The sequence below is a fragment of the Shewanella gelidimarina genome, assembly GCF_023283945.1.
Taxonomy (GTDB): Bacteria; Pseudomonadota; Gammaproteobacteria; order Enterobacterales; family Shewanellaceae; genus Shewanella; species Shewanella gelidimarina.
The window spans coordinates 1-12671 of sequence record NZ_JAKIKW010000022.1 but is presented as its reverse complement, the minus strand read 5'-3'; the positions used below and the strand labels follow the sequence as shown (position 1 = coordinate 12671).

The 12671-nt window shown below is 44.7% G+C and carries 9 protein-coding genes; 3 read left to right on the top strand and 6 right to left on the bottom strand.

Going from position 1 to position 12671, the window contains the following annotated elements:
- Positions 1–80: 80 nt before the first annotated feature.
- The 5 genes from argH to argC form a co-directional block, all read right to left on the bottom strand.
- Positions 81–1448 carry an argininosuccinate lyase gene (gene argH, locus L2729_RS16840; protein WP_248989302.1) on the bottom strand — a complete coding sequence of 456 codons (1368 nt, stop codon included), beginning with the start codon at positions 1446–1448 and terminating at the stop codon, positions 81–83.
- 79 nt (positions 1449–1527) lie between these two features.
- Positions 1528–2757 carry an argininosuccinate synthase gene (locus L2729_RS16835; RefSeq protein WP_102038642.1) on the bottom strand — a complete coding sequence of 410 codons (1230 nt, stop codon included), beginning with the start codon at positions 2755–2757 and terminating at the stop codon, positions 1528–1530.
- 68 nt (positions 2758–2825) lie between these two features.
- Positions 2826–3734: an ornithine carbamoyltransferase gene (locus L2729_RS16830; protein ID WP_248989301.1), complete on the bottom strand. Its 909-nt coding sequence runs from the start codon at positions 3732–3734 to the stop codon at positions 2826–2828.
- A gap of 12 nt (positions 3735–3746) precedes the next feature.
- Entirely contained in the window at positions 3747–4532 is a 786-nt protein-coding gene (gene argB / locus L2729_RS16825) for an acetylglutamate kinase (RefSeq protein WP_248989364.1), read from the bottom strand.
- Positions 4533–4570: 38 nt separating this feature from the next.
- Positions 4571–5560, bottom strand: a complete 990-nt coding sequence (gene argC / locus L2729_RS16820; RefSeq protein ID WP_248989300.1) for an N-acetyl-gamma-glutamyl-phosphate reductase — start codon at positions 5558–5560, stop codon at positions 4571–4573.
- Positions 5561–5834: 274 nt separating this feature from the next.
- On the opposite strand from argC, the gene argE reads away from it, so the two are divergent.
- The 3 genes from argE to L2729_RS16805 all read left to right on the top strand — a co-directional run bounded on the left by argE (position 5835) and on the right by L2729_RS16805 (position 10333).
- Positions 5835–6986 carry an acetylornithine deacetylase gene (gene argE / locus L2729_RS16815; RefSeq protein WP_248989299.1) on the top strand — a complete coding sequence of 384 codons (1152 nt, stop codon included), beginning with the start codon at positions 5835–5837 and terminating at the stop codon, positions 6984–6986.
- A gap of 168 nt (positions 6987–7154) precedes the next feature.
- Positions 7155–9791: a phosphoenolpyruvate carboxylase gene (ppc, locus tag L2729_RS16810; RefSeq protein WP_248989298.1), complete on the top strand. Its 2637-nt coding sequence runs from the start codon at positions 7155–7157 to the stop codon at positions 9789–9791.
- Positions 9791–10333 carry a YceB family lipoprotein gene (locus L2729_RS16805; RefSeq protein WP_248989297.1) on the top strand — a complete coding sequence of 181 codons (543 nt, stop codon included), beginning with the start codon at positions 9791–9793 and terminating at the stop codon, positions 10331–10333. The genes ppc and L2729_RS16805 overlap by 1 nt, the downstream gene beginning before the upstream one ends.
- 46 nt (positions 10334–10379) lie before the next feature.
- On the opposite strand, the gene L2729_RS16800 is transcribed toward L2729_RS16805, so the two are convergent.
- Positions 10380–11654, bottom strand: coding sequence for a CinA family nicotinamide mononucleotide deamidase-related protein (locus L2729_RS16800; RefSeq protein WP_248989296.1), 1275 nt, complete (start codon positions 11652–11654; stop codon positions 10380–10382).
- Positions 11655–12671: the final 1017 nt, after the last annotated feature.

Below are 12671 nucleotides of genomic sequence, written 5' to 3'. Positions count from 1 at the left end.
AAAAGGCGGCTATTTCGATAAGAAATAGCCGCCTTTTTTGATCATTAATTTAGACCACCTAAACTCGAGTTAAGTGAGCATTAGCTCGACTGTTTTACCGCTAATGCAGACTTGACCTGAATCAGTGATGTTCCACCCAGCGCTTCACGCTTTGCCAAGCACGACTCAATCGTTAAGCAAGCATAAACATCAGCTTCGATGATAGCACTGAAGCTTTGCAGCTCCTCCAATGGCAGCTCTTCAAGCGGTGTTTGCTTGGCCATGGCATTAACAACGGCTTCACCTACCACATGATGCGCCTCTCTAAACGGCATCCCTTTCGCCACAAGGTAATCGGCTAATTCAGTGGAGTTAGCATAACCTTGTTGCGCGGCTATCAATGTTCTTTCACGATTAACTTGTAAACCACTTAGCACCAAAGCTGCCATTTCGAGACAGATAGCCCAGCTATCCATCACATCAAATAGTCCCTCTTTGTCCTCTTGCATATCTTTGTTGTATGCCAGTGGTAGCGCCTTCATCGTAGTGAGAATACCTACTAGGCTGCCATAAACCCGGCCAGTCTTGCCTCTAATAAGCTCAAGTGCATCGGGATTTTTCTTTTGCGGCATCAATGAAGAACCAGAGGTAACTTCATCATCTAACTCGATAAAGCCCGCTTCTCCACTGTTAAAGAAGATTAAATCTTCAGCCATACGGCTCAAGTGCATCATACTAATTGACGCATCACTACAAATCTCAATCACATGATCTCTATCAGATACCGTGTCGAGGCTATTAAGCGTTGGCCCTGCAAAGCCTAATGACTCGGCAAGTTTAACTCTGTCCATTGGATAAGCGGTACCCGCCAAAGCACCTGTCCCTAATGGACAAGTATCGGCACGCTTTAATGCATCTTCTAAGCGGCTTATATCACGTTCGAACATCTCAACATAGGCGAGACACCAATGACCGAATAACACTGGCTGCGCTCTTTGCAAATGAGTATAACCTGGCATGACAGATTCAATTTCACGCTCCGCGAGTGCAATAAGTGCCGATCTAAGTTTCGCAAGTAGCGCTAGTTGTTGTTGGCCCTCTTTCTTACACCAAAGCTTAAGATCGGTAGCGACCTGATCGTTACGTGAACGCCCAGTATGCAACTTTTTACCTAAGTCACCCACTTTAGCGATAAGCGATTGCTCGACAAAACTATGAATATCTTCAGCGCCAGAGGCAATAATCAGCTCTGGACTCGCTGATGTTTCGACAAGAAGCTCATTGAGCGCAGCATGTAATTGTGTACACTCATCAGAGGTTAAAATCCCCACCTGAGTGATAGCACTGGCCCACGCGATAGAGCCTTGAATATCTTGCTCTATGAGTCGGAAGTCCACTGGCAAAGAGTCGTTAAAAAGTTTGAATAGTGCACTGCTCTCTTGGCTAAATCTGCCGCCCCATAATGCCATTTTGGCTTCCTCTTAGATGCTGGGCGGACAATCAGTCCGCCACGATAATGTTGAATTTAGTGAATAGTCAGTTTTGACTCTACTTATTATGGCCGTGTAATGCTCTGATCCGACTCGAAAGCGAATACAAACGGATAAAGCCTTCAGCATCTTTTTGGTTATAAACATCATCGTCACCAAAAGTAGCAAACTCTTCTGAGTATAAGCTGTTAGGCGAACGCTTTTTCACTGCACTTGCTTGGCCTTTGTAGAGTTTAATAATAACCTCTCCATTAACAAGATCCGCCAACGGCTTCGATGCTCCAAGCAATGATGCACAGAGGGGGGTAAACCAACGACCGTCATAGACTAGGTGCGCCATTTGCGCGCCAACTTGTTCACGCCATTCGCGGCTCGTTTTATCAAGCACTAACTCTTCAATTGCACGCAGTGCAGCAAACATCACGGTGCCACCTGGGGTTTCATAGCAACCACGAGATTTCATTCCGACCAGTCTATTCTCAGTAATATCGATTCTGCCGACACCATGAGCGCCTGCCAGTTCATTCAGTACCATGAGTGCTTTGTAAGGCGACAGTGCTTCACCATTCACTTTGGTGATCTTGCCTTGCTCAAGTTCTAATGCAACATATTCAGGCTCATTAGGCGCATCTTCAGGCGCGACCGTCATCGTCCACACACCTTTAGTTGGCTCGTTCCAAGGATCTTCTAGCTCACCACCCTCGTGGGAAATATGCCAAGCATTAGCATCACGGCTATAGATCTTAGCCAATGACGAGGTCGTTTCGATATTACGTTCCGCAAGGTAATCAAGCAGATCTTCACGGCTCACCATCTCCCATTCACGCCAAGGAGCGATGACTTTAAGATCCGGTGCTAGCGCAGCAAAACAGCCTTCAAACCGCACCTGATCGTTGCCTTTACCTGTGCAACCATGACAAACTGCATCAGCACCCACTTTACGCGCGACTTCGACTTGAGCCTTGGCAATAATCGGTCTCGCCATAGAGGTACCGAGTAGATAGGTTCCTTCGTAAATAGCGCCAGTCGCAATGGTAGGATAGATATAGTCAGCCACCAGCTCTTCTTTTAAATCAACGATATGGCACTCTGATGCGCCCGATTTAATCGCCTTTTCATATAGACCTTCAAGCTCTGCATCACCTTGGCCCACATCGGCGCAAAAGGCGATAATTTCACAGTTATCATAAGTTTCTTTGAGCCAAGGAATAATGGCTGAAGTGTCGAGACCACCTGAATACGCTAGAACGACTTTTTTAACGTCTGTTTTCTTTGCTTCGATTGACATATTTACTTCCTAATACTTGATATCTTCTCGTCGAATACTCAACGAAATATAAATTAATTAACTCGTTGTTACTGACCTAATAAGGTCACCAGCACTGCATTTTGTGCATGCATACGATTTTCTGCTTGCTGCAATATCAGCGAGCCTGCGCCATCTACAATGTCAGCGGTAGCTTCAACTTCTCGATAGGCTGGCAAACAATGCATGAAATGCTTAGCGCCAGCGGCTGCCATTAACTCGGCATTCACCTGATAAGGTTTGAACTTAGCTTCAATTTCTTCCATTGAGGCGCCGTCACCCATCGAGATCCATGTATCGGTATAAATAGCGTCATGACCCGCTATAGCCGCAACATCAGAGCTTAGCACTAAGGTTCCGCCATGTTTTTCGGCTAACGCTTGCGCTTCGCACACAACCTTGCCATCGGGGAAATGACCCGGCGGACACAATACGGTGAGATGAGCCCCAAGAATAGCCGCTGCGAACATCAATGAATGGGTCACATTATTGCCATCTCCAACATAGGCTAATCTCACTTTACTGACATCTTCATATTGCTCAGACAAAGTTAGAAAGTCCGCTAAGCCCTGACACGGATGGTAAAGATCAGAAAGCGCATTAATGACCGGCACTGAACCATGTTCTGCTAACTGCTCTATTGTTGAATGCAAAAATGTGCGCGCTACAATTGCATCTGCCCAGCAAGATATGTTTGCTGCAAAATCTGATACAGGTTCACGTTTTCCGAGAGCCCCATTTTGCTGATCAAGGTATAAGCAATGGCCCCCTAACTTATTAATACCAATATCAAAACTGACACGCGTTCTTAATGAAGGCTTCTCGAACAACATGACAACACTCTTGCCGTCTAATGCTTTTCTATAATCAGCAGGGTTAGCCTTAATGGTTTTAGCCAGCGCTAACAGATCCAAAAGTTGCTGCTGTGATAAATCTTTAATTGATAATAAATGGTCCATGAAATCGCTCTCCTATGGTTGAATCTGTGTGCCGACGGTTTCACCGTTGCTTAATGCAATAAGTTGTTCTGCATGACGCCAAGAGGCAATTTGCACCGTTTGTCCCATCGATTCGGCAACATCTAATGCTGCTTCGACTTTAACTTTCATACCCTTGTCGATAACACCAATCTTAGTTAATGCAGCAACCTCTGCTCGATTCAAACTGTTAATCAATTGCCCTTTACCATCGAGTACACCCGATACATCAGACAGCAACACGAGATTTCCGGCGACTAACTTGGCCAAAGCCGTGGCGGCTTGATCGGCATTAACATTAAGCATTTCGCCTTGTGCACTAATTGCAATAGAGCTAACAATTGGCATCCAACCTTTAGCTAGCACAAACTCAAGATAGCTCGCATCGTTGGGTTCGACTTCGCCGACAAGTCCGAGTAGTGGATCTTTAATACTTGCTGTCATCATATCGGCATCAGCAAGGCTCATGCCTAAACTGGTAATGCCCGCCTTAATGGCCGCGGCTTGCAGTATTTTATTTGAGGTTCCAGCCAGCGCACCAACAATAATGGGCACTTGTTCAGCCGGCGTGACTCTGAGTCCGTCCAATTTTTCCGTCACCATATTGTTTGCTTTAAGCTGCTCATCCACTAAGCAACCTCCGCCATGCACCATGATGAGAGCTTGACCATTAGCAATGATTTTTGCAGCGGTCTCCATTAAACGAGCCATGCCCATTTCGCACTGCAACAATGCGCCACCCACTTTAAGCACCATTACAGGTTTGGTTTTTGCATTCATATCAGTATTTAACGTTGCCATATCTGTTTCCAAGCCGGTTATTTTAACAATGGGTTAAAGTGAATCTTTATGCACTGGAGCGCTTGACTAGCAGCACCCTTCATTAAGTTATCAATTGCGCTTGATACCACCAAGTAATTTGTCTCTGCATCATACTTCCAACCGATAAGGCAATTTGGTGTTTGCACTACATCATCAATCTTGGGAAATTGATTCTGCTTTACCGTCACCAGTGACGTGTTGTCATAGCACTGGTAGGCTGCTTCTATGTCCTTGCTTGTCGTACCTTCCGCTAACTTCACCGTAATAGTGGCGAGGATCCCTCGTTTAAAATTGCCTAAATGAGGAGTAAAGATAACTTCCTGCCCTAGCTGAGTTGCTATCTCAGGTTGATGCCTATGACCGAGTACGCTGTATGCCATTAGGCTTACTTCACAAAAACTAGTATGAAGCTGCGCTTTTCTGCCCGCGCCAGTCACACCGCTAACCGCATTGATCACCGGCAATACGTCAGTAAGCAAGTGTGATAGCGGCTTAAGTGCCGTAAGCGATGCTGTCGGATAACAACCCGGTACCGCAATCATTTTACTGTTAGCAATTTTCTCCGCATTCCACTCTGCGAGACCATAAACAGCATCAACAAGGACTTGTGGGTATTCATGAGTAAAACCATACCACTTAGGATACTGTTCTAAGGATTCGAAACGATAGGCGCCACTTAAATCAAAGACGACTAGTCCCCGTTGATAAAACCAAGCGGCGAGGTGCAAGCTCACCACATGATCGGTCGCTAATACGACCGCATCCGCCTGTTCGATGATGGCTGCTTTAGCATCATCGGTCAGTGGGCTTAAACAAAGATTAATATGACTATATGTAGGGTATAGCTCAGCAAGCGGCTTGCCTTTATCTAAGCTATTTTCAGAAACATAAAGGCCTTGAATGGATAAGTCCGCTTCGGCATTTATGAGAGAAGTGATTTGTGCGCCGGTATAACCGCTAGCACCAATAATGGCTATATTTTTCATAGTCTATGAGTTTAAAACCTTAATCTTGAATTTAGATGACAAAACGAAAAAAAGAATGGGCACAACTTAAGCCCTGGCTGAACACCATAAAGACAAGATTATCGTCGCAGGAAGTGGGTATTACTGACCTTAATAATTAATAATTGAACTAGGTTAAACATATATACTCTCATTTATAGGTCATCAAAACATGGTACTTATCTTAGCTGTTTGATAGACTACCACACAAAACTAATTATGCAATATATTTGAATATATATTTGAGTATTTTTTAATGAATAAATTACCTGACATAAAGAGTAGCTTCACTCAGCTAATCGCGGCACCTTCAATCAGTGCATTAGAGGCACAACATGACATGAGCAATAAAGCCGTCATAGCACTATTGCATAGTTGGTTTACCGATCTAGGCATGAACTGCCAAGCTCAACCCGTTCCCGATACCCGTAATAAACATAATTTCGTCGCCTCTTTTGGCTGCGGAAAAGGTGGGTTATTACTGGCGGGGCATACCGATACAGTTCCATTTGATGAGGGCCGTTGGAGCCAAGATCCTTTCCAATTGGTCGAAAAAAATGACCGTTGGTATGGCTTGGGAACTTGCGATATGAAAGGTTTTTTTGCTTTAGTGTTAGAAGCCTTAAAAGAATTGCCAATGGACCAGTTCAAACGCCCATTACACATACTCGCTAGTGCCGATGAAGAAACCACCATGAATGGTGCAAAAGCCTTTGCAGCAGCTAAGTCTATCAGCCCTGACTACGCCATTATTGGTGAGCCTACTAGCCTTAAACCCGTCTATATGCATAAAGGGCACTTTACTCAAGGCATAAAGGTTACGGGTCGAAGTGGGCATTCATCTGATCCCGCTAAAGGACTCAATGCCATAGAGATTATGCATTTAGTCACCGGACAACTGCTCAAACTAAAGCAACATTTAGCCGACAACTACCGCGAGAATGCCTTTAGCGTACCCTACCCTACAATGAACTTTGGTCACATTCATGGTGGCGATGCCGCCAATAGAATTTGTGGCTGCTGCGATCTACATATTGATCTCCGCCCGATACCGGGGCTCGCACTTGAAGATCTGGAGCTGATGGTAACTAACTACTTAGAGCCTGTCGCTAGCCAATATCCTGGCTGCATAAGTGTCGCCCCTTTATATCCAGGTTCGGAGCCGTTCGCAGAGAATAAAGACAGTAGTTGGAGCAAGCTCGTTGCACAAGTATCCAAAAATGAGCCTGAAGTCGTCAACTATGCAACTGAAGCACCCTATATACGTCAATTGGGTTGTCAGACACTAGTACTCGGCCCTGGCAGTATTGAGCAAGCTCATCAGCCAGATGAGTATCTTGATCTGCACTATATCAATCGTACTAAACAGCTATTAAAAGAGCTGATATATCATGCCTGTATAAAATAACTCAGGCTGTTGAGGCCAATATTTAGTCCAAACTTATTCTAAGCGTCATAATTAATGAATTGAAAGGTGAGTTAGAGCACATTCAGGCGCAATAACCCAAACTAGATCATTGCCTAGTGTGCAGCCGCTAGGTATTGTGATCGATTAGCTTACTAATATGGAGCACGTATGGTTGATATGTATGCATCGTTAAGGTCAAACGTCGGTACCTTAGGACAGATTTTAGGCGACACAATTCGTACTGATCTCGATGACACTTTTCTAGACAAAATCGAACAGATCCGCCATCTCTCTAAAAGTTCACGTCAGGGTAACGATGCCGCCCGCGAAGAGATGCTCACCTTGCTGTCCTCATTGAGTGACGATGAACTCGTGCCATTTGCCAAAGCTTTTAATCAATTTCTCAACCTAGCCAATATTGCCGAGCAATTCCACACCATTAGCCGTAATTGCGATGAGCTAGTATGTGTCCCAGACCCTGTTGAGCAGCTTCTTGGGAGAATGTTAGGTGGCAATATCGATCAAGAAAAAATGCTCAACTGTCTAAAAACGCTTGATATCGATTTGGTATTGACCGCGCATCCAACAGAAATTTCGCGACGCACGTTAATCCAAAAATATTCCGCAGTCGTTGATTCGCTCGCCGCGTTAGAAAACCCGCAATTAACTGAGCAAGAGAAGAAACAACACCATCTACGCTTACGTCAGCTTATCGCACAAATTTGGCATACCAATGAGATCCGTAACGAGCGTCCAACGCCTGTTGATGAGGCACGTTGGGGCCTAAGCACGATTGAAGTCTCTTTGTGGCAAGCTATCCCTGATTTTCTAAGGCAATTAAACCAACAGGTGGAAGAGCGTACTAATACCCAACTGCCGATTGATATTGCGCCAGTGAGATTCTCCAGTTGGATGGGCGGTGATCGTGATGGCAATCCATTTGTAACCTCGGTGGTCACTCAGGAAGTATTGGATAGAAATCGTCACACTGCAGCCAGACTTTACCTTAAAGATGTTGTATTACTCGTCAATGATCTGTCGATGGAAGGTGCAAATGACGAACTTCTTGCCTACACCAACAACAGTAACGAACCCTATCGTGACGTATTAAAAGGCCTCCAACAAAAGCTAAGAAAAACCATCGATTATCTCAATGCCAGACTTGAAGGTCATCAGCCTGAAGTCGATTTAAACGATATTATCTGGGAAGAAAAAGATCTTAAAGATCCACTGATGATGCTTTACAGGAGCCTGAGTGATCGTGGCATGAGTCTGATAGCCAACGGCTTATTACTTGATATGTTGCGTCGTATTGCTTGCTTTGGCATCCACATGCTAAGACTTGATATCCGCCAAGATGCTCAGCGTCATGCCGATGTCATTGCAGAATTGACTCGATATTTAGGCATGGGAGATTATGCGCACTGGGGAGAAGATGAAAAACAATCGTTCTTGCTCAGAGAACTTACTAGCAAGCGCCCATTAATCCCAGTGACATGGCAAGGGTCAGATGACGTTGCGGAAGTATTGAGAACCTGCCGCTTAATAGCCACTCAACCAGCACGAGCCATGGGCTCTTACGTTATTTCAATGGCCAGCCAGCCTTCTGATGTTTTAACCGTATTATTATTACTTAAAGAAACCGGTTGCCCTCATCCAATGCGAGTAGTGCCACTATTCGAAACATTGGATGACTTAAACAATGCTTCTCAATGTATGTCGTCTCTCTTTAGCATAGATTGGTATCGTGGATACACTAAAGGCATGCAAGAGGTCATGATTGGCTATTCTGACTCTGCAAAAGATGCAGGTGTCATGGCTGCGGCATGGGCACAATATAGCGCACAAGAAAAGCTAGTAGAAGTGAGCCAAGATGCTGATATAAAACTAACACTATTCCATGGACGTGGTGGCACTATTGGCCGCGGAGGTGGACCGGCGCATGAGGCTATTTTATCTCAACCTCCTGGATCTGTTGATGGACGTATTCGAGTCACAGAGCAAGGCGAGATGATCCGCTTCAAATTCGGCCTGCCTAAGCTGGCAGTACAAAGCCTTGCTTTGTACACATCTGCGGTAATGGAGGCAACTTTACTTCCGCCACCAGAACCCAAGCCCGAATGGCGTAGATGTATGGAGCAACTAGCTGACGAATCGGTACTTGCTTATCGCGCCATTGTTAGAGAGGAACCGGACTTTGTCTCTTACTTCCGCGCAGCAACACCAGAAGTCGAGTTAGGAAAACTACCTTTGGGCAGTCGACCTGCCAAGCGCAGAGTTGATGGGGGTATAGAGAGCTTACGTGCTATTCCATGGATCTTTGCTTGGTCTCAAAACCGCTTAATGCTACCCGCTTGGTTAGGTGCAGGAGAAGCACTACAAGCAGCATCGCTAAGAGGCGACCTACCATTATTACAAGAGATGGAGCAACACTGGCCTTTCTTTAAAACCCGTATATCCATGCTTGAAATGGTTTACGCAAAAGCCGAGCCCAATTTAGCAAAATACTATGAAACTAGCTTAGTACCTAAAGAGCTGCATCATTTAGGAGTCCAATTACGTGAACGTCTCGCCATTGGCATAGATGCAGTACTAGAGCTAACTCAATCAGAAAGTTTAATGGCACATACTCCTTGGAGTAGAGAATCAGTAGAGTTGAGAAACCCCTACATTGATCCACTCAACTTCCTTCAGGCCGAACTTTTAGCCCGTACTCGCCGAGAGGAAAAAACGTCAGCTAATGTCGAACTGGCACTCATGTTAACGATTGCAGGCGTGGCAGCTGGAATGAGAAACACTGGCTAATGAAATTTATCAAGATAGCTCTAAGTAGCTTATTGCTGTTATTGACTGGCTGCGTCAGTCAATACAGCATTACCGAAACAGAATTAGAAGGCTATCTCAGTGACGAGATGCACTTTGAAATCAAGCAAGGTAATCAAATTTTCGGTATAGAACTTAAAGTTAACAATATAGAGGTCACTTTAGGCGAAAAGCCCGATACCATGGCAGTAACAGCTTCAACTCGAATCAAAGTACGCAATCCTTTACTCCCCATTAGTGCAGATCTAACGGCGAAGTTTGAAGCGCAACCTTGGTACGATGCAAGCAATCATAGTGTCTATTTGCGTAACCTTAATTTGGTAAAAGTAGAGTCACAACCTAAGGATATTGAGAAAGCGATAGGTTCAATAGCACCACAGTTAATGGGGTTCCTAACTCAGTTCTTAGAAACTCAGCCTGTATATGTACTTGATACACAAGAATCAAACCAGGCTCTTATAGCTGAAATGACAAAGCGTATTGAGGTTCAACCAGGTAAGCTTGTGTTAGTGTTTGACGAGTAGATAAAACTTAGGGCAGTAATGATCAATCCATTACTGCCCTATTTATTTATTTTTTAAATCTCTTAATCGAGCCATAATCCACTATCACAGCTTCACCCAGTAACTCTCTACGAAGCATATCAAACGCGATGGCAGTGCTTAAGCTACGTACTAAATCACGCGAACGTCTCGGTAATTTAATCATCTGACTATAAACTCCGCCCTTAGTCGCCAAGGCTATAGCAACTGTTCCAATGGGTTTGTCCTCTGTACCACCAGTAGGGCCAGCAATACCACTAGTCGCCAATGCATAATCACTGCCTAAAATGCCTCTTGCTCCTTTAGCCATCTCCTCTACGGTTGCAATAGACACTGCTCCATGATCATCTAACGTTTCGGCTTTTACCCCTAACACTCGTACTTTAGATTCATTACTATAAGTCACTAAGCCTTGATGAAAGTAAGATGAGCTCCCCGCAAAAGCAACTAACTGGCTCGCTATCATACCTCCAGTACATGACTCTGCAACACTGAGGCTACTTTCTGAACTCACTAACAGCCCATGGATCTCTTCGGCTAGGCTCTTTTTATTATCAGCAACTATCGCCGTTCCAAGTAAAAATCGTATTTGAGCCTCAATCTTATCCATCTCACCGATCGCCAACTTACCACGCGCAAATAGTTTTATTTCAATATGTGGCATCGAAGTTCGATAACCAATCGTTATCCCCTCTGGCAATACAATAGATTCAAGTGCATCAGCTAAAGATGACTCCCCTTGCCCAAGCGTTAAATACTTACGCAGTGAAATATCTCCCGCAATTTCAAATCTTTCTTTAATAAACGGTACAAACTGCTCTTTTACCATCTGTTTGAATTCAAATGGCACTCCCGGAGTGAAAAATAACCAAGCTCGGTTAAGCTTTACAGCAAAGCCGCATGCGGTGCCGACTGGGTTATCTATCATAATTGCGGATGCCGGCAATAATGCTTGCTTAAGGTTACTCTCCGCCATCACTCGACCGTTACGAGTAAACCAGTCCTCTAAGCGAGCGCGCCAAAGAGCATTCTCAACCAAAGGTTCACCTTTAGCTAATGCCATTGCCTCTGAGGATAAGTCATCACTTGTAGGGCCTAAGCCACCATTGACAACAATGACATCAGCTTCCGTACTGCGCTCCTTAAAAACAGCGATAAGATCTTCGAGCCGATCACCAACAGTGATCCGACGCTGACACTCTACACCGTGATCCATCAGAGTATTAGCAAACCATGCCGCATTCGTATCAACGATCTGGCCCGCCAATACTTCTTCACCTGTACAAATCATTTCTAGCTTCATAGCACAATCTCCAGCATTTAATTGCAGTTAAACTAGGAGAGCTCAGCAGTAATAGCAATAACCAATTGTAATTAATTAATTTTATCAACTTGAACATAGGTTTACGCAGTGAGCTAAGAGCCAGAACGACCAGCTCTGAATCGCTAAATTTTAAACATCAAATGACAGTAAAGAGTGCTGAACATCTATAAATACGTCTCGAATTGAGCAATAACACCACTAAATAGACTAGCTGACTAGCTGACTAGATTCACATTATTAGCACGATAAGGCCTACTGCATTAGCCCTGCATTCTGTTGTTCCGTCAGTTCATCAACTTAAAAACCACAAATCGCAGACGTAAAAAAGCCCGTTGCGTTAGCAACGAGCTGCTCACTCTCTTTCGAGACCAAGATAAAAAAGAATGGCGACTGGAAATGTTCGACTCGCACCTAGGCATCATGGTCACAACACTATGATTATGCCTACTGCATTAGCCCTGCATTCTGTTGTTCCGTCAGTTCATCAACTCAAAACCACAAATTACAGACGTAAAAAAGCCCGTTGCGTTAGCAACGGGCTATTCACTCTCTTTCGAGACAAATATAAAAAAGAGTAGCGACTGGAAATGCTCGACTCGCATCTCGGCATCATGGCCACAACACTTTGATGATGCCTGCTGCATTAGCCCTGCATTCTGTCGCTCCGTCAATTCATCAACTCAAAACCCACAAATCGCAGACGTAAAAAAGCCCGTTGCGTTAGCAACGGGCTGTTCACTCTCTTTCGAGACCAAACTTAGAAAGAGTGGCGCCTGAAAATGTTCGATTCGCACCAGGCCAATATCGGCCACAACACGATTATGCCTATGCTATTGCCCTGCATTCTGTTGTTCCGTCAGTTCATCAACTCAAAACCACAAATTACAGACGTAAAAAAGCCCGTTGCGTTAGCAACGGGCTGTTCACTCTCTTTCGAGAAATTAGGCGCCTGGAAATGACCTACTCTCACATGGGGAAACCCCACACTACCATCGG

Coding starts and splice junctions, on each gene's coding strand:
- ppc (WP_248989298.1), top strand. CDS start 7,155: ATGGTTGATATGTATGCATCGTTAAGGTCAAACGTCGGTACCTTAGGA.
- argH (WP_248989302.1), bottom strand. CDS start 1,448: ATGGCATTATGGGGCGGCAGATTTAGCCAAGAGAGCAGTGCACTATTC.
- L2729_RS16830 (WP_248989301.1), bottom strand. CDS start 3,734: ATGGACCATTTATTATCAATTAAAGATTTATCACAGCAGCAACTTTTG.
- argE (WP_248989299.1), top strand. CDS start 5,835: ATGAATAAATTACCTGACATAAAGAGTAGCTTCACTCAGCTAATCGCG.
- L2729_RS16835 (WP_102038642.1), bottom strand. CDS start 2,757: ATGTCAATCGAAGCAAAGAAAACAGACGTTAAAAAAGTCGTTCTAGCG.
- L2729_RS16805 (WP_248989297.1), top strand. CDS start 9,791: ATGAAATTTATCAAGATAGCTCTAAGTAGCTTATTGCTGTTATTGACT.
- L2729_RS16800 (WP_248989296.1), bottom strand. CDS start 11,654: ATGAAGCTAGAAATGATTTGTACAGGTGAAGAAGTATTGGCGGGCCAG.
- argB (WP_248989364.1), bottom strand. CDS start 4,532: ATGAATGCAAAAACCAAACCTGTAATGGTGCTTAAAGTGGGTGGCGCA.
- argC (WP_248989300.1), bottom strand. CDS start 5,560: ATGAAAAATATAGCCATTATTGGTGCTAGCGGTTATACCGGCGCACAA.